Below are 21,661 nucleotides of genomic sequence, written 5' to 3'. Positions count from 1 at the left end.
ATGGAGAAACGGCACTCAGTCGTAATGGGCGCTAAACGACGTTTCCAGCGCCTGCACCACCGCGCGCACGCGAGCGGCGCGTTGCAAATCGGGGTGCAGCACCAGCCAGATATCCACCCAGTCTTTGCTCTCGGGAAAGAGGCGCACCAGTTCCGGGTCGTGGTCGGCCAGGCACGACAAGAGCAGCCCGATGCCCAGCCCGCTGCGGGTGGCCGAACGTAACAACAGCTGCGAATTGCATTGCAGCACGGCGTTGGGCTCGAACAGGGTCTCGCCGCCGAAATTGCTCCAGTGGCGCGGCACCAGTTCGCGCGGGAACATCAGCAGATCGTGGCCGCGCAGCTGCTCGCCTTTGACCGGCATGCCGCGTTGCGCCAGATAGTGCGGGCTGGCGTACAGGCCCATTTCGATAGTGGCTAAGCGTTTGATGATCAGCTCATCGTTATCGGGGCGCGCGCCGCGGATCGCCAGATCCGCGCTGTGGTAAGCGATATCGGTGATGTTCAGCGCCGTCAACAGCGTGACGGTGATGGCCGGATAGCGTTGCCGCAGATCTTGCAGCGCCGGTATCACGAAGGCTTCGGCCAGGGTATCGGTGGTGGCGATGCGCACGTTGCCGCACAGACTTTCGTCGCCGCCGGCGGCTTTGCGAGCGATCGCCTGCACGGCATTTTCCATCTTCATCATGTCCGCCAGCATGGATTCGCCCAGCGGGCTGAGGGAGAAGGATTTTGGCGTGCGGATAAACAATTTCGAACCCAGCGAGTTTTCCAGGGCGGTGAGACGTCGGCCGACGGTCGCTTGATCAACCTGCAGCTGGTTGGCGGCTTTACGTAACGTGCCGCAGCGTGCGACGGCCAGAAAGAAGCGCGCGTCATCCCAATTCATCATGCCATTTCCTCTCTGCAGATTTGTCGGCGCCAGGGGAGCAGTGCGGGCCGGGCGAACGATACCGGTATCTATCATAAAGCGTTGTTCCGTCTGGAGGGAGAGAAAGACGGTCAACGGCACGCACATCGGCGGTTATTTCTCCGGTGATGCAAGAATGCATCAGGGTGATTCATTCTTGACGATACTTCGCCCGTCGCCGTAACGCTATGATAAGCGCCGTTCCCGGCAGACCGGGTGAGGAAAGACGACGATGGCAGGCCGCCGCCTGCCGACTTTGGGAGTGGAAGCATGTCAGAAAATACCGCCATCCAGGACGCGGCGCCAGCAAACGCACAGGCGTCGCGCACGGCCATTTTACTGTTCCTGGCGCTGGCTTTGATGTCGGCATTGCTGAACAGCAGCGCGCCGACGCCGCTTTATCCGCTGTATCAGCAGCAGCTTGCGCTAAGCTCGGTCAGTCTGACCGTCATCTACGGCGCCTATGCCGCCGGCGTGCTGATCTCTTTGTTCGGCGTCGGCAATCTGGCCGGCAAAGTAAAGGATTTACGCAGCATGATCGTGCCGGCGTTGCTGGTGGTGTTGAGCGGCGCGCTGCTGTTCGCGCTGGCTGATACCTTTGCCATGATGCTGATGGCGCGGCTGCTGGCCGGGGTAGGCACCGGGGCGCTGACCGGCGCGGCGAACATCGCGTTGGTGCGGTTTGGGCCGCGCGACGGCGGTAAAAGCGCGGCGTTAATCGCAACGCTGTCATTCACCACCGGATTAGCGCTGGGGCCGATCTTCAGCGGCATCGCTTTGCAGACCGGTTTTCATCCCACGACGCTGCCGTTCGTTTTCATCATGGCCATTGCCGCCATGGCGGCGTTGGGCGTCATGCTGCTGTGGCCGCGTGGCCAGGTTGCGTCGCCGGCCCGCGCTGCGCCGGCCGAACAGGAAAAAAGCACGCTGCTCGATGGCCTGCGCGCTACCGGCGGTAAATTCTTTGTGTGCGCCGGCGCGCTGTTTGTCTGTTGGGCGCTGGCCGCCAGTATTTTGGCAATCGGCCCCGGCGTGGCGGAAACGCTGTTAGGCATGCACCAGCGTGGCGTCTTTGGCTATGCGATTGCGGTGTATCTGCTGATCGCCGGCATCAGCCAGATCCTGAGCCGCCGCGTTAACGCCCGTCATTCGCTGTTGTTCGGTTGCCTGGCGCAGGTGCTGGCGGCAGTGGTGTTCGTCATGGCGATCCAGTGGCATTCTCTGGGGCTGGCGGCGGTGGGGCTGGTGGTGGCCGGCTATGCCTACGGCGCCATTTTCGTCGGCAGCGCGACCCTGGTGAACTTGATTTCGCCGCCGACCAGCCATGCGCGTTTGCTTTCTCTGTTTTACGTTATCGCTTATATCGCCAACTGGGTGCCGATCTTGCTGGGCGTGGTGGTCGATCGCGTCGATCTGCAGCAGGCGACCCATTTGCTGTTCTTGAGCAGCAGCGCAGTGTGCCTGTTACTGGCATGGAAAACGTCCCGGGTGGGGTTCCCTTGTTAATTATTTTGTGATGAATATCTATTTTTTATAATTAATGGTTCTTTAATTACATTTATGATGTGATTTGTATCGCATAAATTGGCCTGTTTTCGGGTAAACTGCGCGCTTTCTTTTTGCTGCAGGTCACTTTATGAACGTTCTTTTCGCCATTGCCGTCACCACCGGGATCCTGTCCGGCGTTTGGGGATGGGTTGCCGTCAGTCTGGGCCTGATCGGTTGGGCCGGTTTTCTCGGCTGCACGGCCTATTTCGCCTGCCCGCAGGGCGGCCTGAAAGGGCTGTTGATCGGCGCGTTGACCTGCTGCAGCGGCGTTTTCTGGGCAATGGTCATCATCCACGGCAGCGAACTGGCGCCGCAATGGAATTTGCTGGGGTATCTGCTGACCGGCGCCGTGGCGTTCTTGATGTGCATACAGGCCAAACAGCAATGGCTGGGGTTCGTGCCCGGCACCTTTATCGGCGCCTGTGCGACCTTCGCCGGCGGCGGCGACTGGCCGCTGGTGACGCTCTCTTTGCTGGTGGGCCTGCTATTCGGCTATGCGATGAAAAACAGCGGGCTGTGGTGGGCGGCGCGCAGCGAAAAAGCCCGCGCCGCACAGCCGGTCAGCCGGCATGCCGGCTCAAACGGTGCCGCCGAGTGAGAGGCGGTAGTGCAGGTCGAGACGCTCGGCGCAGGGCTCGCCCGCGATCCGCTGCAGCAACAGTTCACTGGCGGCCTTACCCATCTCAAAGCGCGGCGTGATCACGCTGGCGATGCCCGGCGTGGTCGCCTGGCCGATATCCAGACCGTGAAATCCCGATAGCGCAACCTCCTGCGGCACGCGCACGCCGAGACGCAGGCAGGCCTGCAACACGCCTACCGCCAAATCGTCGTTGGTGCACAGGATACCGTCCAACTGCGGGTAGCGTTCGCGCGCCATCGCCAGCATGTCGGCGCCGATCGAAACCGATGAGACCCGATGCGGCGTGATCTGGCGCGGCGTTTGCCCCTGAGCCGCCATGGCGCGGCAGTAACCCTGGTAACGTTTAATGTCGCGGGCGTCGGACATGGCGCCAAAGTAAACGATATGGCGTTTGCCGCTGGCCTGCAGCGCGGCGGTCATGTCATACCCCGCCTGTTCATTGTCAAATCCCACCGCGATCCGCCCCGGCGGCGCGTCGAGATCCATCACCTGCGCGATGGGAATTTTCGCGGCGGCGAGATAGGTCTCAGCGCGCAAGGTGTGCGCCGAATCGGTGAGGATTAGCCCGGCGATTGGATAAGCCAGCAGTTGTGCAATCTGCTCTTCTTCCCGCTGCGGGCTGTAATCGTAGTTCACCACCAGCGTTTGATAACCCCGCGCCTGGGTGACGGATTCGATGCCGGCCAGCAGATCGGCGAAAATCTGGTTATTGAAAGAGGGGATCAACACGCCGATGCGCGGTTTTCTGCCGGCCTGTGCGGTATCGGCGTCAGTGATGTTCAGCTCCCGCATGACCTGCGCAATGCGTTCAGCGGTGTCGGCCGCCACTTTGTCCGGCGTGCGCAGAAAACGGCTGACGGTCATTTTGGTCACGCCGGCCAATTGCGCGATGTCCTGTAGCGTTACGCGGGGGTGTTTCATTCGGTAGCCTTAACGGGCGGCGCGGCAAGGATGGATAGCGGTATGTTAACAAATCGACTTGGTGATAACAACGCATGCGATTTTATTGAAAGTGGCTATTTTTCAATTGGATAGATTGGCTTTGTTCTCTTGCTGTCTGCGTGAGTTCACGTTAAGGGTAACAGGGTTTCGTAACATTATTTTCAGTGATTTCCATCACGTTTTTACCGGTAACAATCGGCTGAGATAGAGGCCTGTCCGATTGGAGGCCTGAAGGCCGGGAATTACCATGAACAACCTGTTTTCTCTGGATAACAAAACCGTCTTGATCACCGGCGCCTCGCGCGGCATCGGTTTTCTGCTGGCGCGTGGCCTGGCGCAGCAAGGCGCGCATATTCTGGTCAATGCCACCACCGAAGAACATGCCCGGCACGCCGCCGATCGCCTGCGCGAAGAGGGGCTGCGCGCCGACGCGGCGGCGTTCGACGTCACCGACTCTCAGGCGGTGCATGCCGCCATCGGCCGTATCGAAACGGACATCGGCGCGATAGACGTGTTGATCAACAACGCCGGCATCCAGCGCCGTCATCCCTTCACCGAGTTCCCGGAGCAAGACTGGGACGACATCATCGCTGTCAACCAGAAGGCGGTCTTCATCGTGTCGCAGACCGTGGCCCGTTACATGGTGCCGCGCCGGCGCGGCAAGATAGTCAATATCGGCTCGATGCAAAGCGAGCTGGGGCGGGACACCATCACCCCTTACGCGGCGTCCAAAGGGGCGGTGAAAATGCTGACGCGCGGCATGTGCGTGGAGTTGGCGCGTTACAACATTCAGGTCAACGGCATTGCCCCCGGCTATTTCAAAACCGAGATGACACAGGCGTTGGCCGACGACCCGGCCTTTACCGCCTGGCTAACCCAGCGCACGCCCGCCGCGCGTTGGGGGGATCCGCAGGAGCTGATCGGCGCGGCGGTGTTCCTGGCCGCCGACGCTTCCAGCTTCGTCAACGGGCAGCTGCTGTTTGTCGATGGCGGCATGTCCGCCGCGGTGTAATCCCTCTTTCGTGGAGTGTTGAGATGAAAATTCAAACCCAGTCCTGCATGGTTAACGGCAAACGAGACGTGGCGGTGATCGCGCAAGAAGTGAATTATCAGGGGCAGGGCACGCTGGTGAAAATCCGCCGCGGCGGCATCTGCGGCTCGGATCTGCATTACTTTCAGGAAGGGAAGGTCGGCAATTTTCAGGTACGCCAGCCGATGGTGCTGGGCCACGAGGCGATCGGCGAGGTGGTCGCCAGCGATTCGCCGCAGCTGGCGATCGGGCAGAAGGTGGCGCTCAATCCCAGCAAACCCTGCGGGCAGTGCAAATATTGTCTGGCGCAGCAAAGCAATCAGTGCGTCGAGATGCGCTTTTTCGGCAGCGCGATGTATTTCCCGCACGTCGACGGCGCTTTCACCCAATACAAGGTGGTGGATAGCGCGCAGTGCATTCCTTACGCCGCCGATCGCGACGACAGGGTGATGGTATTCGCCGAACCGCTGGCGGTGGCGATCCACGCGGCAAAACAGCCCGGCGCGGTGAAGGGTAAAACGGTTTTCGTGTCCGGCGTCGGCCCGATCGGTTGTTTGCTGGTGGCGGCGCTGAAAGCGCTGGGCGCCGCCGAGATCGTCTGCGCCGATCTCAGCCCGCGCTGTCTGGCGCTCGCCGGCCAGATGGGGGCGGACCGCTGTCTGCATGCCGCAGACGACGATTTCAGCGTATATCAGCAACACAAAGGCTATTTCGACATTGCTTTCGAGGCAGCAGGGCATCCGACGTCGCTGCAGCGCTGCCTGGAAGTCACGCGCGCCAAGGGCACCGTCGTGCAGGTCGGGATGGGCGGCAGCTTCCCTGATTTTCCGCTGATGCTGTTGATCGCCAAGGAGTTGAATCTGCTCGGCTCCTTCCGCTTCGTGGAGGAATTCGCGCTGGCGGTGGCCTGGCTGGCCGGCGATGTGGTCGATCCGCTGCCGCTGCTGTCGGCGGAGTTCGCCGGGGACCAACTGGCGCAGGCGCTGGAGTTTGCCGGTGACAAGCGCCAGGCCGCCAAGGTGCAATTAGTGTTTTAGGGTAAAAGTCCGATGGCCGCAGGTGACGATCGTTGTCTATAGTGTAGGAACGCTTAATTTTTCAACCACGGAGATCTCACGATGGCAAGACATACGGATGCTGAGCAAACTACGCTGGATGACGATCTGAGAATGCTGACCGAAACGCTGGAAGAAGTGTTGCAATACAGCGGCGATCGCGCGGATCAGGCCTACATCGACATCAAGTCGCACGCCGAGCAGGCGCTGAGTGAGGTCAAGGCGCGCTGGGTGAACACCGGCGAATCCTACTATGCCCGCGCCAAAGAAGCGGTGCACCGCACCGACGACTATGTGCGGGATAAACCCTGGCACAGCGTGGGCATCGGCGCCACCGTCGGGCTGGTGCTGGGGCTGCTGCTGGCCCGCAAATAAATCACGCCCCAGGGGCGGCGCAAGCCGCCTCGTTCTTTTCTGCAGACTGTGTGCTTCATCCCGCTGTTTCTCCGATAGTTCTTCCATATCCCGCCTATACTTTCCGCTAGCCGCCGCAGGCGGGGCGCTATTCCCCTGTTTTTTGTGCGGACGGATTGAGACCATGTCGCCGCAGGTGTAAAGTGTTTGTGTATTTATTGTTTATTTTTTGTTCTAAATCAAATAATTATCTGGTGTAAACACCCAGGGATATACGGCGTTTTTGCGCTGGCGCAAAAGCCGTGAAAATAACACCTCATATAATACAGAGCGTAACTACAGGCGCGGCGTCCGTCGGCTGCGCCGGGGACGATCTCTGCTAACTGACTTGTGAGCGAACTATGTCGACAAGTGTTTTTAATCGCCGGTGGGCGGCTGTGCTGCTCGAGGCGCTGGCCCGCCATGGGGTGCGGCATGTTTGTATCGCTCCGGGATCGCGCTCCACGCCGTTGACGCTGGCCGCTGCGGCCAACCGATCTTTTATCTGTCATACCCACTTTGATGAACGCGGGCTTGGCCATTTGGCGCTTGGGCTGGCGAAGGCGGCGCGTGAGCCGGTAGCGGTGATTGTCACGTCCGGCACCGCGGCGGCGAACCTTTACCCGGCTTTAATCGAGGCCGGCCTGACCGGTGAGCGGCTGGTGTTTCTCACCGCCGATCGGCCGCCGGAACTGATCGACTGCGGCGCCAATCAGGCGATCCGTCAAAACGGCCTCTACAGCAGCCACCCGACGTTGGCGATCGATCTGCCGCGTCCTACGCCGGATATTCCGGCCGCGTGGCTGGCCTCCAGCGTCGACAGCGCGATGGCGCGCCTGCAGCACGGCGCGTTGCATATTAACTGCCCGTTCGCCGAACCGCTGTACGGCGGCGATGAACGTCAGTATGCCGATTGGTCCGCCGCGCTGGGCGACTGGTGGCAGAGCGATCGGCCTTGGCTGCAGGAAAGCGAGACGCGTGCGGCGCCGTCGCCGCAGCCGGACTGGTTCTTCTGGCGGCAAAAACGCGGCGTGGTGCTGGCTGGCCGCATGAGCGCGGAAGAGGGCGCACAGGTGGCCGACTGGGCCGAGACGCTGGGCTGGCCGCTGATCGGCGATGTGCTGTCGCAGACCGGGCAACCGCTGCCCTGCGCCGATTTATGGCTCGCTCATCCGCAGGCGCAGCGCGTGTTGCAAGACGCGCAGCTGGTGGTGCAGTTCGGCGGCAGTCTGACCGGTAAACGCTTGCTGCAGTGGCAGGCGCAGTGTCGGCCGGAAGAGTATTGGGTCATCGACGAGCTGCCGGGGCGGCTCGATCCGGCCCAGCACCGGGGGCGGCGTCTGTGTGCCGGGGTGGCGCAGTGGTTGGCGCAGCATCCGGCGCAACCGCGCGCGCCGTGGGCCGCCGGGCTGGCGGTCTTGGCGGATAAGGCGCTGACGGCGGCGTCCACGCATCTGCACGATAACTTTGGCGAAGCGCAGCTGGCGCACCGCCTGCCGGAACTGCTGCCGGAGAACGGCCAGCTGTTTCTCGGCAACAGCCTGGTGGTGCGACTGATCGACGCGTTAACCACGCTGCCTGTCGCTTACCCGGTATTCAGCAACCGCGGCGCCAGCGGCATCGACGGTCTGATTTCCACCGCCGCCGGCGTACAGCGCGCCACCGCCAGGCCGACGTTGGCGGTGGTGGGCGACCTTTCCGCGTTGTATGACCTCAATGCGCTGGCGTTGTTGCGCCACTGTTCGGCGCCGACGGTGCTGATCGTCGTCAATAACAACGGCGGCCAAATTTTCTCGCTGTTGCCGACGCCGGACGAGGAGCGCCAACGCTTTTACTGCATGCCGCAGAACGTCGAGTTCAGCCACGCGGCGGCGATGTTCCAGCTTGACTACGCGCGGCCGGAAAACTGGCGCCAACTGCAACAGGCGGTTGAGCAAGGCTGGCGGCGCGGCGGCGCCACGCTGATAGAACTGCAGGTGTCGCCGAGCGCAGGGGCCGAGAGTCTGCAATTCCTGGTGCAACAGATGGCGGTGCAATGATGCTGGCGACGCGAATTTTGCAACAGGGCGAAGCGGGGCGTCCGTGGCTGGTATGGCTGCACGGCCTGCTCGGCAACAACAATGAATGGCGGGTGATCGCCGCGCGTTGCCCGGAATGGCCGTCGCTGGCCATCGATCTGCCCGGCCACGGCGATTCCGTGGCGGTGAGCTGCCGCGGCTTCGACGACATCAGCGCGCAAATCGCCGCGACCCTGCAACTGCGCAATATTGAACGTTATTGGTTGGTGGGCTACTCGCTCGGCGGGCGCATCGCCATGTATCACGCTTGCCACGGCCGCCATGACGGCCTGCAAGGCGTGATCGTCGAGGGCGGCAACCCGGGGCTTGAGGACGAACAACAGCGCCGCGATCGTTGCGAGCAGGATGCGCGATGGGCGGCGCGTTTTCGCAGTGAGCCGATTGCCGAAGTCCTGGCGGACTGGTATCAGCAGCCGGTGTTCAAAGAGCTTAGCCATGTGCACCGCCAGGCGCTGATCGCCGCGCGTTCGGTCAACAGCGGCCCGGCGATTGCCGACATGCTCGAAGCCACCTCGCTCGGGAGACAGCCTTATCTGGCGCCGCAGCTGCGCCAACTGACCGTGCCGCTGCGGGTGCTGTGCGGTGAGAACGACCCCAAATTTCAACGGCTGGCGCGCGACGCCGGGTTGCCGTTGCGCATCGTGCCGCAGGCCGGCCACAACGCGCATCTGGCCAATCCGCAGGATTTCGTCGCCGAGCTGCAGACCTTTCTCGTTAACCCTGGTTAAAGGAACCGAACATGCTTTATCCGAATGAAGAACACCTGTATGCCGCCATCGCCTGGCAGGATTGCACCGGCGATTTCGAAGACATTCTGTATCACAAGTCCGCCGACGGCATCGCCAAAATCACCATCAACCGGCCGCAGGTGCGCAACGCGTTTCGTCCGCAAACGGTCAAAGAGATGATCGACGCGCTGGCCAACGCCCGTTACGACGACGGCATCGGCGTCATTATTCTGACCGGCGCCGGCGATAAGGCCTTCTGCTCCGGCGGCGATCAGAAAGTGCGCGGCGACTACGGCGGCTATCGCGACGACAGCGGCGTACATCACCTCAACGTGCTGGACTTCCAGCGCCAGATCCGCACCTGCCCGAAGCCGGTGGTGGCGATGGTGGCCGGCTATTCGATCGGCGGCGGCCACGTGCTGCACATGATGTGCGATCTGACCATCGCGGCGGATAACGCCATCTTCGGCCAGACCGGCCCGAAAGTGGGCTCGTTCGACGGCGGCTGGGGCGCGTCTTACATGGCGCGCATCGTCGGCCAGAAGAAGGCGCGCGAAATCTGGTTCCTGTGCCGCCAGTACGACGCCGCCGCCGCGCTGGACATGGGCCTGGTCAATACCGTCGTGCCGCTGGCCGATCTGGAAAAAGAGACGGTGCGCTGGTGCCGCGAAATGCTGCAGAACAGCCCGATGGCGCTGCGCTGCCTGAAGGCGGCGCTGAATGCCGACTGCGACGGCCAGGCCGGTTTGCAGGAGCTGGCGGGCAACGCCACCATGCTGTTCTACATGACCGACGAAGGGCAGGAAGGGCGCAACGCGTTCAACGAGAAGCGCCAACCGGACTTCAGCAAATTCAAGCGTAACCCGTAATGAGCGGGGCAAACCGCAGCGCGGCGCTATACCGTTACAGCCTGCCGATGGAGGCGGGCGTGGTGCTGCGCAATCAACGGTTGAAAACGCGTGACGGATGGGTGGTGCAGCTGTGTCAGGGCGAGCGTGAAGGTTGGGGCGAGATCGCGCCGCTGCCGGAATTCAGCCGGGAAACGCCGGCGCAGGCCGAACAGGCCGCGTTGGGCTGGCTGCAGGCGTGGTTGGCGGGCAACGAACCGGAGCACAGCGCGCTGCCCTCGGTGGCCTTTGGGCTCAGCTGTGCGCAGGCCGAGCTGGAGCAGCGTTTGCCGATGCAGGCGGATTTTCGCAAGGCGCCGCTGTGCACCGGCGATCCGGATGAGCTGTTCGAGACATTGAGCGCTTTGCCGGGCGAGAAAGTCGCCAAGGTGAAGGTGGGGCTGTATGAGGCGGTGCGGGACGGCATGATCGTCAACGTGTTGCTGGAGGCACTGCCGGATCTGCGGCTGCGGCTGGACGCCAACCGCAGCTGGACCCGCGCCAAGGCCGACGGCTTCGCCAGGTACGTTAACCCGGCGTGGCGCGATCGCATCGCCTTCCTGGAAGAGCCCTGCAAGACCCGTGATGAATCGCGCGACTTCGCCCGGGCGACCGGTATCGCCATCGCCTGGGATGAGAGCGTGCGGGAGGCGGACTTTGTGGTGCAGGCCGAGCCGGGCGTGGCGGCCATCGTGATCAAGCCGACGCTGGTCGGCAGCCTGGCGCGTTGCCAGACGCTGGTGGCGCAGGCGCACGCGGCGGGCCTGACGGCGGTGATCAGCTCCAGCCTCGAATCCAGCCTGGGGTTGACCCAGCTGGCGCGCATCGCCCATTGGCTGACGCCGGATACCGTGCCGGGCCTGGACACGCTGGGGTTGATGCAGGCGCAGGTGCTGCGCCCGTGGCCGGGCAGCGCGTTGCCGCTGCTGGATGTCTCGGCGCTGGAGTGCCTATGGCGCCGTTGAACGATTGGCCGTGGCGACACTGGGCGCGCACTCAGCCGCAGGCGACGGCGCTGATGCTCGGCGAACAACCGCTGAGCTGGCTGGCGTTGCAGAGCCAGGTGGATGAGCTGGCGGCGGATTTCCAGCATCAGGGCGTTGAACCGGGCTGCGGTGTGGCGCTGTGTGGTAAAAACAGCTATCCACTGCTGCTGGCCTATCTGGCGCTGTTGCAGTGCGGCGCACGCCTGTTGCCGCTCAATCCCGCCTTGCCGACGCCGCTGCTGGCGCAGCTGTTGCCGGAATTGGGTATGACCTTTGTCTTCGGCCCGGACTCGTTGCCGGCGCTGCCGGAAGACGTGATTCGATTGACCCCGCCGTCGACCGAGCCGCGTTGGCCAGACCTGCCGACGTGGGATGCGCAGCGTCTGGCGACGCTGACGTTGACTTCCGGTTCCAGCGGCATGCCGAAAGCGGCCGCGCACAGCTATGCCAACCATCTGGCCAGCGCCGCCGGGGTGTTGGAGCTGATGGCGTTTCAGCGCGAGGATTGCTGGCTGCTGTCATTGCCGCTGTTTCACGTCTCCGGACAGGGCATTGTCTGGCGCTGGCTGGCGGCGGGCGCCCGGTTGGCGGTGCGCGAGATGCACCCGCTGAACGAGGCGTTGGCGGGATGCACGCATGCCTCGTTGGTGCCGACCCAGCTGTGGCGGTTGCTGGCGCAACCGCTGGCGGGCATGACGCTGAAGGCGGTGCTGCTCGGCGGCGCGATGATCCCGGTGGAACTGACCGAACGGGCGGAGGCGGCGGGGATCCGTTGCTGGTGCGGCTACGGGCTGACCGAACTGGCCTCCACGGTGTGCGCCAAGCGCGCCGATGCGCGGGCGGGCGTCGGCCTGCCGCTCGGCGGCCGCGAGGTAAAACTGGTGGATGAAGAGGTCTGGATCCGCGCCGACAGCCTGGCGCTTGGCTACTGGCGCCATGGGCATCTGCAGCCGTTGGCCGATGAGCAGGGCTGGTTCCCGACCCGCGATCGCGGCGCGATGATCGAGGGGGAACTGCGAATTCTCGGCCGGCTGGACAACCTGTTTTTCAGCGGCGGCGAAGGGGTGCAGCCGGAAGATATCGAACGCGTGCTGGCGGCGCATCCGCAGATATCGCAGGCGTTTGTGGTGCCGGTGGCGGACGCCGAGTTCGGCCAGCGGCCGGTGGCGGTGATCGACGGCGATCCGTCGCTGTCGCTGGCGACGCTGCTCGCCTGGTCGCAGGATAAGCTCGCCAATTTCCAACGCCCGACGGCATTGCTTCCGCTGCCTGACGAGCTGAAAAACGGCGGCATCAAGATTTCGCGCCGCCGGTTGCAGGCGTGGGTGGCGGAGCGCCTGCGTCAGGCATAAAAAAAGCCGCCCGAAAGGGCGGCTGAGCGAATGATGACGGCGGGTTATTTCAGTCCCAACGCCTTGGCGACGCCGGCGCCGTAGTCCGGGTGCACCTTGGTGAACAGCTCGACCTGACGGCGCTGGATGTGTTCCGGCACCTGCGACAGTTCGCCGGCGATGCGGGTGAACATGCGCTGGTGCTCTTCGGCGCTCAGCAGGTTGAACAGCGCGCGCGGCTGGCTGTAGTAATCGTCGTCTTCACGATGATTCCAGTGGTCGGCCGCGCCTTCAATGCTCAGCGGCGGTTCGCTGAAGTCCGGCTGTTCCTGGAACAGGCCAAAGCTGTTCGGTTCGTAGGTTGCGCCGTTGCCGCTGTTGCCGTCCACGCGCATCGCGCCGTCGCGATGATAGTTGTGGAACGGGCATTTGGCGCCGTTCACCGGGATCTGGTGGTGGTTGACGCCCAGGCGGTAGCGGTGCGCATCGCCATAGGAGAACAGGCGGCCCTGCAGCATTTTATCCGGCGAGAAACTGATGCCCGGCACCACGTTAGCGGGGTTCATCGCCACCTGCTCAACCTCGGAGAAGTAGTTGTCGGGGTTGCGGTTCAGCTCGAAAAAGCCGACGTCGATCAGCGGGTAGTCGCCGTGCGGCCAGACCTTGGTCAGATCGAACGGGTTATACGGCGTCTGCGAGGCTTCGTGTTCCGGCATGATCTGGATCTGCAGTTTCCAGCGCGGGAAGTCGCCGCGTTTGATCGCATCGAACAAATCGCGCTGTGAGCTTTCGCGATCCTTGGCGATGATCGCTTCCGCTTCTTCATCCATCAGGTTTTCAATGCCTTGTTCGCAGCGGAAGTGGAATTTCACCCAGAAGCGCTCGTTGGCGGCATTGATAAAGCTGAAGGTGTGGCTGCCGAAACCGTGCATGTGGCGGTAGGACTTGGGAATGCCGCGATCGCTGAAGTCGATGGTCAGCTGGTGCAGCGATTCCGGCAGGTGAGAGAAGAAATCCCACTTGTACACCGGATTACGCAGGTTGGTATGCGGATCGCGTTTCACCACGTGATTAAGATCGGGGAATTTCAGCGGATCTCGCAGATAGAACACCGGCGTATCGTTGCCCACCAAATCCCAGTTGCCTTCTTCGGTATAGAACTTCATGGCGAAACCGCGAATGTCGCGTTCGGCGTCGGCCGCGCCGCGCTCACCGGCGACGGTGGAGAAGCGGATAAACATGTCGGTCTGCTTACCGATTTCGGAGAAGATCTTGGCGCGCGTGTAGCGGGTGATGTCATGGGTGACGGTAAAGGTGCCGTAGGCGCCAGATCCTTTGGCGTGCATGCGGCGCTCGGGGATGACCTCGCGGTCGAAGTGGGCCAGTTTTTCCAGGAACCACACGTCCTGCAACAGCATCGGGCCGCGTTTGCCCGCGGTGATCACGTTATTGTTATCGACAACCGGGGCGCCGGCTGCGGTGGTCAGTCCTTTCTTGCTCATCACTTGCTCCTTATCGTAGTGCAGTTAAGTAAAGACTCGGGCGGTTTAAGCGTTCATCAGCATAGTCCTTTGGCGGGGCTTCTTCCCCTGACCTTGGTCAAAGCCACTACTAGTTGTAGCCCTATTGGCGAGCGACGGCAAATAGGTCTCGGTTATCGTTGGCATCGCCTTGACGAATATGGATTTTTGTTTGCAAATTTTTACATTTATTTGATTATTGAAGAATTTTTTCGCTTTTATCCCTTAAATACTCATTGCGCTTTGGTATAGACTCATGACGTTATTATTTTGCGTTGATTCGATCATTCGGTACGGATGACAAACCAGAGGGAAAGATGATGAAAAAGACTTGGGTCGCGTGCGCGGCAGGATTGCTGTTTGTGACCGGCGCGGCGAACGCCATCAGCGTGTCAGGCGAAGCCGGGCAACACTACACCAACCTGGGCGTTGGTATGAGCACCGGCTCTTCAGGTCTGGGCCTGACCGGCAACTGGGCGCGCAGCGACCATGACGGCAACGTCGGCAGCGTGGGGTTGAACTTCGGCGTGCCGCTGGGGCCGTTGACGGCGACCGTGGGCGCCAAAGCGCTGTACCTCAGCCCGAAAGACGGGAAAAGCGGCGGGGCGGTGGCGCTGGGCGGCGGCCTGGAGTGGGAAATTAACCGTTACTTCAGCCTGCACGGCGAAGGTTATTTTGCCCCTGAGTCTTTCACCAGCGGCGTGAAGGCCTATAACGAAGCCAGCGGCGGCCTGCGCTGGAAGTTCCGTCCGCTGAGCGTGGACGTGGGCTACCGTTACATGCAGATGGAAGGCAAAGACGGGCGTCGCGACAACACCCTGGCCGATGGCCCTTATGTCGGTGTCGGTCTGAGCTTCTGACGCTCAGCAAAAAGGGGCCATTGCGGCCCCTTTCTCTTTATCATTCTTTGTCTTTCGTCGCTTACCCGACCGCCGGCAGCATGCCGCTGGCGATGCCCAGTTGGATGGCGATCACCGTTACCCCACAGACAAACACCAGCGCCAGCGCAGGGGTGCCGCCCCAGACGCGGTACTGCGCCTGATGCTTTTGGCGAGTTTTCCACACCAGCAGCGAAGGCAGCAGCAGCGCCAGCACCGACAGGGCGATGGCGGCGAAACCCAACGCCAGCACGAAACCGCGCGGATAGAACAGCGCGAAGGCCAGCGGCGGCAGGAAGGTGATGGCGCCGGTTTGCAGGCGGCCACGCACGTTATCTTGCCGCTTGAACAGGTCAGCCAGGAAATCGAACAGCCCAAGCGCAACGCCGAGGAACGAGGTCGCCAGCGCCAGATCGGCGAACAGGTGCACCGCCAGTTCAACGTGCGGCGAAGCTACTGCATCACGCACCGCCTGCAACAGGCCATTCAGCCCGGCCTGCTGCGCCAGAATGCCGACGAAGGTGTCGGAGCTGATACTGCCCAGCGTTGCCAGCTGCCAGAAGATATAGGCGATCAGCGGGATGGCGCTGCCGATGATGAACACCCAACGCAGTTTGCGAATGTTGCCGCCCATGTAGTTGACGATGCTCGGCACGCTGCCGTGGAAGCCGAATGAGGTGAAGATCACCGGAATGGCCGATAACGCCAGGCCTTGCTCCAGCGGCAACGTCATCAGATTGGTCTGGTGGATATTCGGCAACATCAGGCCGAGCATCACCACCAGAAACACCACTTTCGCGCTGAAAAGGATGCGGTTGAACAAGTCGACCGAGTGGGTGCCGATGCACACCACGCCGCCGGCCACCAGGGTGAACAGCAGGACGCCGAGCGACACCGGGAAGTCCTGCGATGTCCATTGGCTGATGCTGGTGGCGAGCAGTTCGCCGGCGCCGCTAATGTAGGCGGCGGTGAGGGCGTACATCAGGAACATCATGCTAAAGCTGGTCAGCCACTGGCCGCCGCCGCCGAGATAACGTTTGGCGAGCGTGCCCAGACCGGTATCCGCCTGCTCATGCTGGTAAACCTCCACCAGTAACAGCGCGGTGTAACACATCAACAGCCACAGCCCGACCAGTAAGGCCAGCGTGACGCCGAAACCGACGCCGGCCGCCGCCAGCGGCATCGCCAGCATCCCGGCGCCAATGGTGGTGCCCGCCACGATAAAAACACTGCCAAGAGTGCGATTCTTCACGTTTTTTCTCTACCAGCCGAAAGATTTTGAAAATTATAGGTAACGATTTATGAGGATGGCAGGATAGTGGAAGCCCTAATTTGTGTCAAACCGGCGTTACGCGAGTTGTAAATTAAAGTTTACGACCTTGCGGGCGGCATGGCGCATGATGAACGACGCGATGGCGGAAATAATCCGACGGCGGCTAGTGAAAAGTTATTTACGGGCTTCTATAGTGGAATGACCAAAAAATGTGGGAGAGATCAATGTTAAGGGTGGAGATGCTCAGCACCGGCGATGAGGTGCTGCACGGGCAAATTATTGATACCAACGCCGCCTGGCTGGCGGACTACCTGTTCCAGCAGGGCGTGCCGATGAGCGGGCGGGAAACGGTAGGGGACAGCCTCTCTGCTTTGATCGAGATCCTGCAGGAACGCAGCCATATCGCCGATGTGCTGATCGTCAACGGCGGCCTGGGGCCGACCAGCGACGATTTGAGCGCGCTGGCCGCCGCGAAAGCCTGCGGCGTAGAGCTGATTGAACGGTCTGACTGGCTGGCGCGTATGGAAGCCTATTTCGCCGAGCGCGGGCGGCCGATGGCACCTTCGAATCGAAAGCAGGCGCAGATCCCGGCCAATGCGGAAATGCTGGATAACCCGGTGGGCACCGCCTGCGGTTTCGCGTTGCAGCTGAACCAATGCCTGATGTTCTTCACCCCCGGCGTGCCTTCGGAATTTAAAGTGATGGTCGAACAGCAGATCGTGCCGCGTCTGCGCCAGCGCTTCACTTTGCCGGCGCCGCCGCTGTGCCTGCGTCTGACGACGTTCGGTACCTCCGAGAGCGATCTGGCCGCCGAACTGGACAGCCTGCCGCTGCCGCCGGACGTGGTGCTGGGTTACCGCTCGTCCAGCCCGATCATTGAGCTGAAGCTGACCGGGCCGGAAAGCCGGCGCGCGGAGATGGAGCTGGCCTGGCGACGCGTGCGCGAGGTAGCGGGGGACAACTGCATCTTCGAAGGCACCGTCGGGTTGCCGGCGACGCTGACGCAGCGCTTGAATCAGCAAGGGCTGAAGCTGGCGTTGAGCGAGCAATTCAGCGGCGGCTTGATCAACCTGCAGCTGCAGAGCGAAGGCGCGCCGCTGGCGGGGGGAGAGCTGCTGCCGGCCCACTGCATCGAAACGCTGGAAACGACGCTGGCGCGCGCCCGCTCGCTGGCGGAATTGACCGGCGCGCCGTTGGCGTTGGCGGTCAGCGCCATGCGCGATGAGCAGGTGAGCATTGCGCTGCACACGCCGCGCGGCGGGATTGGCCAGACCGTGCGTTATCGCGCGTCGCGCCACGGGCTGCGGCTGCGGCAGGAGTCGGTGGCGATGCTGGCGCTGGATATGCTGCGCCGTTGGCTGAATGGGGGCCAGGCGTGCGGTAAAAACGCCTGGCTGGAGGTGGTGGAAATTATCGAGTGACGCTCATGGCGCTGAGTTGTCTGCCTCACTGTTTTGTTGTAGCCGTTCGGACGCCAGGCGTGAAAGATGTATTGCCGCCGCGCCTCGCGTTTGCAGCTCTGTACCGTAGTTCCTGAGCGCCTGCGCGGCGCTGTCTGAGTGCGCCAGATGCGCCGCCAGGCTGGCGGCGTCTACCAGCGCGGTGTTGGCGCCGAGCCCACCTGCCGGGCTCATGGCGTGCACGGCGTCGCCGAGAAAGGCGATGCGTTCGCTGTGCCATTCCGGCATCGCCGCCGTAACCTGCACCGTCCGCACGCTGAGCGACAGGGGATCCGCCAGCGCTAACGCCGTTTGCAAGGCGGGCGCCCATCCTTGCGAGATATGCCGTACGCGCGCCTGCAACGCGGTGTTCTCCTCCAGTCCCGGGGCTCCGCCGAGACGTTCAGCCGAACCGATACAGGCCCAATAGAGATAGTCGTCGACCGGCGAGAGGCGGCAATCGGGCGCGTAGTCGGCCGCCAGTTGCGCCATGGGGGCCTGAAAGCGCATCGGCTCAACCACCAGCGACACGCCGTCGGCGAAGATCACCGATACGCCGTTCAGCAGCTCAGGGGCCAATTGGGCCCGGGTCGCCGCATCGAGCGGCGTTTTGCCGTAGAGGGTGACCGCACCGCTGTCTTCTGGCCCCGCCTCGGGCAGGCAGCGCCGCCGCACCAGCGAGTTGACGCCGTCGGCGGCGATCAGCACATCGACCCGCACGTGTTCGCCGTTGGCGAACTGAAGTTCCACACCCTGCGGCGTTTGTGCAAATTCACGCAAGGTATGGCCGAAACGCACCCGGTCTTGCAGGCCGGCAAGCAGGATCTCGCGCAGCGTTTGGCGATGGATGCCGAGATCGCCGCTCGGTTCTTGCGTTTGGTGCTGGCTGGAGGGCAACCAGTGCTCGGGGCGCCGGCCGGTGAGTGGGGCAAGCTGCGGATCCCATAGATTGCTCTCGCCGCTGTTTTGCGCGCTGCCGGCGCAGAGCAAGCGGTAGTGCGCCGGCGGCAGGCAGGCGGCCAGCGCCTGCTGGCCCGACGGATCGATGCGCAGCCGGTAGCCCTGATCGCGTGCTTGCGGTGTGGTGTCGCGTTCAAACACCGTGGCATGGATGCCAAAGCGGCGCAGTCCCTGAGCCAGACACAGGCCGCCGGGCCCTGCACCGATAATGCCAATGCTGAGTGTTGTCATCATGTTCCCTCGTGAGTCAGTGGCCGCAGACGGTCGCGGCCGGAAGCATTTCATTATGTCGGTGCAGGAAAAGGTTGGTATAACGGTATCTGGACTAAAAATAGTGATTAGTGGCCAATATGAATGCGAACCTTCACGCCCTCGATGCTGACTGCAGCGAATGGTCGGCGGGCCCCTGGTTGATCGCCCTTGGCGGCCGTGACGCGGCAGGCCGGGAGTATCGGTTGGGCACGCGCGAATACGACTGGCATCAGCATGTGCGCGGGCAGTTGCTGTGCGTTGAAAGCGGTTTGCTGCATGTAAGCACGGCGCAGGGCGATTGGGTGCTGCCGCCTCAGCGGGCGGGTTGGATCCCGCCGGCGACGGAGCACCGGGTGCAGGTTTGCGGCGCGCTGAGCGGCTGGAGTTTGCTGCTGGCGCCGGAGGCCTGCCACGATTTGTCGAATACACCTTGCGTTATCGGCATCAGCGCAGTGCTGCAGGCGCTGGCTCAGCGTGCGGAAGGTTGGGACAAACGCAGCGCGCTAACCCTGGAGCAGGAGCGTATGGCGCAGGTGATGCGTGACGAGATACGGCTGGCGCCGACGGAGCCGCTGTATTTACCGATGTCGTCCCATCCGCGCCTGGCCGGCGTTCTGCAGGCCTTGCTGGCGCAACCGGGGAGCGAACGTTCACTGGAGGCGTGGGCTGAATGGGGGGCGATGTCGCCGCGTACCCTGCGGCGGCTGATGATCGGCGAGACGGGGTTGAGTTTTGCCCAGTGGCGTCAGCAGGCTCGGTTGTCATATGCGTTGGCGAAGCTGGCCGAAGGCGAAACGGTGCTGCAGATTGCGGAGGCGCTGGGGTATGCCTCGCCGAGCAATTTTATCGCCATGTTTCGTAAAGCCTTCGGCGATTCCCCGGCGCGTTATTTTTCCACATCGGCGGGAAAGGGGCGCTAAGCGAAATACTTTGAGGATAGTTATATATCCCTGATTAATCATAATCTTATAGGGGATATTCGCGGTGAGGGAATGCTGTTACTCTCTTGACGGGTGCTTGAGACTGTTCGTCTTGGGCATTGTGTGACAAGGCGGATAGATGAAAGCCCCAGACTGACTCTCAATCAGAATGGGGCTGCACATACCGCCTAGACACCGGTATGGTAGCCCCTTCACAGCAAGGAGGCAAGCATGCGCTTAAGGCATGTGTTTCACTCGCTAACCGTTGTATGTATTACGGTTTTGTTATTTATCTGGATGATAAGAGACTCGCTGTGCGAGCTGAAAATCTACCAGGAAAATATCACTATCCTGATCAGGTTGGCGTGTGAGGTGAAGCGGTAATCCTAGGGCGGGGGCAACCCCGCCTTCTGGTCTCCAGGCGCGGTTTCCGGCACCCGACTTTACATTTCCAGCTCGATATCCGTCAGCGGCATGCAGCAGCAGGGCAGGATTTCACCGGCGTTGATAAACGCCAGCGGCTGTTGGCGGTAGGCCACTTCGCCTTTCACCAGCTTCAGACGGCAGGCGCCGCAATAGCCGGAGCGGCATTGGTACTCTACCTGCACATCGTGCAGTTCCAGCACGTCGAGCAGACAGTTTTCACTGTTAGGGCAAGAGAGCTGCGTGCCGGCGGCGCGCAGCGTTACGGTTGGCGTCGCCATCGCTTACAGTTCGAAGTCGCTCAGGTCGTCGGCGTTGATCTCCGAGTCGATCTGGCCAACCAGGTAAGAGCTCACTTCCACTTCCTGCGGCGCTACCTGCACGTTGTCGGACACCAACCAGGCATTGATCCACGGGATCGGGTTGGAGCGGGTTTCGAACGGCAGACCGAGGCCGACCGCCTGCATGCGAATATTGGTGATGTACTCCACATACTGGCACAGGATGTCTTTGTTCAGGCCAATCATCGAGCCGTCGCGGAACAGGTATTCCGCCCACTCTTTCTCCTGCTGTGCTGCCAGCACGAACAGATCGTAGCACTGCTGCTGACATTCCTCGGCGATCTCCGCCATTTCAGGATCGTCGGCGCCGGAACGCATCAGGTTCAGCATGTGCTGGGTGCCGGTCAGGTGCAGCGCTTCGTCGCGGGCGATCAGTTTGATGATTTTGGCGTTGCCTTCCATCAATTCGCGCTCGGCGAAAGCGAAGGAGCAGGCAAAGCTGACGTAGAAGCGGATCGCTTCCAGCGCGTTCACGCTCATCAGGCACAGGTACAGCTGCTTCTTCAGCGCACGCAGATTGACGGTGACGGTTTTACCGTTCACCTGGTGGGTGCCTTCACCCAGCAGGTGATAGTAGCTGGTCATCTCGATCAGATCGTCGTAGTAGCCGGAAATGTCTTTCGCGCGCTTCTTGATCTCTTCGTTGGTGACGATGTCGTCGAACACCAGCGCCGGATCGTTGACGATGTTGCGGATGATGTGGGTGTAGGAACGGGAGTGGATAGTCTCGGAGAACGACCAGGTTTCCACCCAGGTTTCCAGCTCAGGGATCGAGATCAGCGGCAGCAGGGCGACGTTCGGGCTGCGGCCCTGGATGGAGTCCAGCAGGGTCTGATACTTCAGGTTGCTGATGAAGATGTGCTTCTCGTGCTCCGGCAGCGCCTGGTAATCGATGCGATCGCGGGAAACGTCAACCTCTTCCGGGCGCCAGAAGAAGGAGAGCTGTTTTTCGATCAGTTTTTCGAAGATTTCATGCTTTTGCTGGTCGAAACGCGCAACGTTTACCGACTGGCCGAAGAACATCGGCTCTTGCAGCTGGTCGTTTTTGGTCTGAGAAAAAGTGGTGTAAGCCATAAGCCTGAATCCATCGTAACGTGGCTAAATGAAGGGGCCGGAAAATTCCGGCCC

General features: G+C 61.9%; 21 protein-coding genes. 14 read left to right on the top strand and 7 right to left on the bottom strand.

The window, feature by feature from the left end; translation table 11 throughout:
• Nucleotides 1–15 precede the first annotated feature (15 nt).
• Nucleotides 16–891: a LysR family transcriptional regulator gene (locus EDY99_RS13865; protein ID WP_123061850.1), complete on the bottom strand. Its 876-nt coding sequence runs from the start codon at nucleotides 889–891 to the stop codon at nucleotides 16–18.
• 288 nt (nucleotides 892–1,179) lie between these two features.
• On the opposite strand from EDY99_RS13865, the gene EDY99_RS13860 reads away from it, so the two are divergent.
• Both EDY99_RS13860 and EDY99_RS13855 read left to right on the top strand, forming a co-directional pair.
• Nucleotides 1,180–2,415, top strand: coding sequence for an MFS transporter (locus EDY99_RS13860; protein ID WP_123061849.1), 1,236 nt, complete (start codon nucleotides 1,180–1,182; stop codon nucleotides 2,413–2,415).
• A gap of 130 nt (nucleotides 2,416–2,545) precedes the next feature.
• Nucleotides 2,546–3,055, top strand: a complete 510-nt coding sequence (locus EDY99_RS13855) for a DUF1097 domain-containing protein (protein WP_033643854.1) — start codon at nucleotides 2,546–2,548, stop codon at nucleotides 3,053–3,055.
• Here the strand turns inward: EDY99_RS13855 and EDY99_RS13850 are convergent.
• Complete coding sequence (locus EDY99_RS13850; RefSeq protein WP_089197264.1) at nucleotides 3,035–4,018, bottom strand: LacI family DNA-binding transcriptional regulator; 984 nt, start codon at nucleotides 4,016–4,018, stop codon at nucleotides 3,035–3,037. The genes EDY99_RS13855 and EDY99_RS13850 overlap by 21 nt on opposite strands.
• 268 nt (nucleotides 4,019–4,286) lie before the next feature.
• On the opposite strand from EDY99_RS13850, the gene idnO reads away from it, so the two are divergent.
• The 8 genes from idnO (at nucleotide 4,287) to menE (ending at nucleotide 12,548) form a co-directional block, all read left to right on the top strand.
• Entirely contained in the window at nucleotides 4,287–5,051 is a 765-nt protein-coding gene (gene idnO / locus EDY99_RS13845; protein WP_033643852.1) for a gluconate 5-dehydrogenase, read from the top strand.
• Between the two features lie 23 nt (nucleotides 5,052–5,074).
• On the top strand, nucleotides 5,075–6,106 hold the full coding sequence (gene idnD / locus EDY99_RS13840) for an L-idonate 5-dehydrogenase (protein WP_033643851.1): 1,032 nt from the start codon (nucleotides 5,075–5,077) through the stop codon (nucleotides 6,104–6,106).
• An 81-nt stretch (nucleotides 6,107–6,187) separates the two neighbouring features.
• The gene (gene elaB / locus EDY99_RS13835; protein ID WP_033643850.1) at nucleotides 6,188–6,499 is read left to right on the top strand and encodes a stress response protein ElaB; all 312 of its coding nucleotides are present in this window, start codon (nucleotides 6,188–6,190) and stop codon (nucleotides 6,497–6,499) included.
• A 380-nt stretch (nucleotides 6,500–6,879) separates the two neighbouring features.
• Nucleotides 6,880–8,556, top strand: a complete 1,677-nt coding sequence (menD, locus tag EDY99_RS13830; RefSeq protein ID WP_047574284.1) for a 2-succinyl-5-enolpyruvyl-6-hydroxy-3-cyclohexene-1-carboxylic-acid synthase — start codon at nucleotides 6,880–6,882, stop codon at nucleotides 8,554–8,556.
• Nucleotides 8,553–9,323: a 2-succinyl-6-hydroxy-2,4-cyclohexadiene-1-carboxylate synthase gene (gene menH, locus EDY99_RS13825; protein WP_033643848.1), complete on the top strand. Its 771-nt coding sequence runs from the start codon at nucleotides 8,553–8,555 to the stop codon at nucleotides 9,321–9,323. Before menD ends, menH begins: the two co-directional genes overlap by 4 nt.
• Nucleotides 9,324–9,334: 11 nt before the next feature.
• Nucleotides 9,335–10,192: a 1,4-dihydroxy-2-naphthoyl-CoA synthase gene (menB, locus tag EDY99_RS13820; RefSeq protein ID WP_033639797.1), complete on the top strand. Its 858-nt coding sequence runs from the start codon at nucleotides 9,335–9,337 to the stop codon at nucleotides 10,190–10,192.
• Nucleotides 10,192–11,175, top strand: coding sequence for an o-succinylbenzoate synthase (menC, locus tag EDY99_RS13815; protein ID WP_033643847.1), 984 nt, complete (start codon nucleotides 10,192–10,194; stop codon nucleotides 11,173–11,175). Before menB ends, menC begins: the two co-directional genes overlap by 1 nt.
• The gene (gene menE / locus EDY99_RS13810; RefSeq protein WP_123061848.1) at nucleotides 11,163–12,548 is read left to right on the top strand and encodes an o-succinylbenzoate--CoA ligase; all 1,386 of its coding nucleotides are present in this window, start codon (nucleotides 11,163–11,165) and stop codon (nucleotides 12,546–12,548) included. The genes menC and menE overlap by 13 nt, the downstream gene beginning before the upstream one ends.
• A gap of 44 nt (nucleotides 12,549–12,592) precedes the next feature.
• On the opposite strand, the gene katA is transcribed toward menE, so the two are convergent.
• The gene (gene katA, locus EDY99_RS13805; protein ID WP_033651930.1) at nucleotides 12,593–14,029 is read right to left on the bottom strand and encodes a catalase KatA; all 1,437 of its coding nucleotides are present in this window, start codon (nucleotides 14,027–14,029) and stop codon (nucleotides 12,593–12,595) included.
• A 338-nt stretch (nucleotides 14,030–14,367) separates the two neighbouring features.
• Between katA and EDY99_RS13800 the strand changes: the two genes are divergently transcribed.
• The gene (locus EDY99_RS13800; RefSeq protein ID WP_033643844.1) at nucleotides 14,368–14,907 is read left to right on the top strand and encodes a YfaZ family outer membrane protein; all 540 of its coding nucleotides are present in this window, start codon (nucleotides 14,368–14,370) and stop codon (nucleotides 14,905–14,907) included.
• A 61-nt stretch (nucleotides 14,908–14,968) separates the two neighbouring features.
• On the opposite strand, the gene tyrP is transcribed toward EDY99_RS13800, so the two are convergent.
• Nucleotides 14,969–16,177: a tyrosine transporter TyrP gene (gene tyrP, locus EDY99_RS13795; protein WP_004935940.1), complete on the bottom strand. Its 1,209-nt coding sequence runs from the start codon at nucleotides 16,175–16,177 to the stop codon at nucleotides 14,969–14,971.
• Between the two features lie 245 nt (nucleotides 16,178–16,422).
• On the opposite strand from tyrP, the gene EDY99_RS13790 reads away from it, so the two are divergent.
• Nucleotides 16,423–17,619: a nicotinamide mononucleotide deamidase-related protein YfaY gene (locus EDY99_RS13790; RefSeq protein ID WP_033643843.1), complete on the top strand. Its 1,197-nt coding sequence runs from the start codon at nucleotides 16,423–16,425 to the stop codon at nucleotides 17,617–17,619.
• A 3-nt stretch (nucleotides 17,620–17,622) separates the two neighbouring features.
• Here the strand turns inward: EDY99_RS13790 and EDY99_RS13785 are convergent, their stop codons facing one another.
• Nucleotides 17,623–18,831: an NAD(P)/FAD-dependent oxidoreductase gene (locus EDY99_RS13785; RefSeq protein WP_229597900.1), complete on the bottom strand. Its 1,209-nt coding sequence runs from the start codon at nucleotides 18,829–18,831 to the stop codon at nucleotides 17,623–17,625.
• A 116-nt stretch (nucleotides 18,832–18,947) separates the two neighbouring features.
• Here EDY99_RS13785 and EDY99_RS13780 point away from each other — a divergent pair, with 116 nt between their 5' ends.
• Nucleotides 18,948–19,769, top strand: a complete 822-nt coding sequence (locus EDY99_RS13780; protein ID WP_033643841.1) for a helix-turn-helix domain-containing protein — start codon at nucleotides 18,948–18,950, stop codon at nucleotides 19,767–19,769.
• A gap of 231 nt (nucleotides 19,770–20,000) precedes the next feature.
• A complete protein-coding gene (locus EDY99_RS24910) occupies nucleotides 20,001–20,153 on the top strand; it encodes a Hok/Gef family protein (protein ID WP_004935921.1) in 153 nt (50 codons plus the stop codon).
• A 59-nt stretch (nucleotides 20,154–20,212) separates the two neighbouring features.
• On the opposite strand, the gene yfaE is transcribed toward EDY99_RS24910, so the two are convergent.
• On the bottom strand, nucleotides 20,213–20,473 hold the full coding sequence (gene yfaE, locus EDY99_RS13770) for a class I ribonucleotide reductase maintenance protein YfaE (RefSeq protein ID WP_015378558.1): 261 nt from the start codon (nucleotides 20,471–20,473) through the stop codon (nucleotides 20,213–20,215).
• A gap of 3 nt (nucleotides 20,474–20,476) precedes the next feature.
• Nucleotides 20,477–21,607, bottom strand: coding sequence for a class Ia ribonucleoside-diphosphate reductase subunit beta (nrdB, locus tag EDY99_RS13765; protein ID WP_019453694.1), 1,131 nt, complete (start codon nucleotides 21,605–21,607; stop codon nucleotides 20,477–20,479).
• Nucleotides 21,608–21,661 lie beyond the last annotated feature (54 nt).

Origin of the sequence: Serratia sp. LS-1, from assembly GCF_003719595.1 — a bacterium.
In the GTDB taxonomy this organism is placed as follows: domain Bacteria; phylum Pseudomonadota; class Gammaproteobacteria; order Enterobacterales; family Enterobacteriaceae; genus Serratia; species Serratia ureilytica.
Note: the sequence above shows the minus strand (reverse complement) of the source record. Positions and strands in the feature narration are given on the sequence as shown.

Coding starts and splice junctions, on each gene's coding strand:
- nrdB (WP_019453694.1), bottom strand. CDS start 21,607: ATGGCTTACACCACTTTTTCTCAGACCAAAAACGACCAGCTGCAAGAG.
- menB (WP_033639797.1), top strand. CDS start 9,335: ATGCTTTATCCGAATGAAGAACACCTGTATGCCGCCATCGCCTGGCAG.
- idnO (WP_033643852.1), top strand. CDS start 4,287: ATGAACAACCTGTTTTCTCTGGATAACAAAACCGTCTTGATCACCGGC.
- EDY99_RS13860 (WP_123061849.1), top strand. CDS start 1,180: ATGTCAGAAAATACCGCCATCCAGGACGCGGCGCCAGCAAACGCACAG.
- EDY99_RS13785 (WP_229597900.1), bottom strand. CDS start 18,831: ATGATGACAACACTCAGCATTGGCATTATCGGTGCAGGGCCCGGCGGC.
- menC (WP_033643847.1), top strand. CDS start 10,192: ATGAGCGGGGCAAACCGCAGCGCGGCGCTATACCGTTACAGCCTGCCG.
- EDY99_RS13865 (WP_123061850.1), bottom strand. CDS start 891: ATGATGAATTGGGATGACGCGCGCTTCTTTCTGGCCGTCGCACGCTGC.
- menE (WP_123061848.1), top strand. CDS start 11,163: ATGGCGCCGTTGAACGATTGGCCGTGGCGACACTGGGCGCGCACTCAG.
- EDY99_RS24910 (WP_004935921.1), top strand. CDS start 20,001: ATGCGCTTAAGGCATGTGTTTCACTCGCTAACCGTTGTATGTATTACG.
- menD (WP_047574284.1), top strand. CDS start 6,880: ATGTCGACAAGTGTTTTTAATCGCCGGTGGGCGGCTGTGCTGCTCGAG.
- EDY99_RS13780 (WP_033643841.1), top strand. CDS start 18,948: ATGAATGCGAACCTTCACGCCCTCGATGCTGACTGCAGCGAATGGTCG.
- elaB (WP_033643850.1), top strand. CDS start 6,188: ATGGCAAGACATACGGATGCTGAGCAAACTACGCTGGATGACGATCTG.
- idnD (WP_033643851.1), top strand. CDS start 5,075: ATGAAAATTCAAACCCAGTCCTGCATGGTTAACGGCAAACGAGACGTG.
- EDY99_RS13800 (WP_033643844.1), top strand. CDS start 14,368: ATGAAAAAGACTTGGGTCGCGTGCGCGGCAGGATTGCTGTTTGTGACC.
- EDY99_RS13790 (WP_033643843.1), top strand. CDS start 16,423: ATGTTAAGGGTGGAGATGCTCAGCACCGGCGATGAGGTGCTGCACGGG.
- yfaE (WP_015378558.1), bottom strand. CDS start 20,473: ATGGCGACGCCAACCGTAACGCTGCGCGCCGCCGGCACGCAGCTCTCT.
- EDY99_RS13850 (WP_089197264.1), bottom strand. CDS start 4,018: ATGAAACACCCCCGCGTAACGCTACAGGACATCGCGCAATTGGCCGGC.
- katA (WP_033651930.1), bottom strand. CDS start 14,029: ATGAGCAAGAAAGGACTGACCACCGCAGCCGGCGCCCCGGTTGTCGAT.
- menH (WP_033643848.1), top strand. CDS start 8,553: ATGATGCTGGCGACGCGAATTTTGCAACAGGGCGAAGCGGGGCGTCCG.
- EDY99_RS13855 (WP_033643854.1), top strand. CDS start 2,546: ATGAACGTTCTTTTCGCCATTGCCGTCACCACCGGGATCCTGTCCGGC.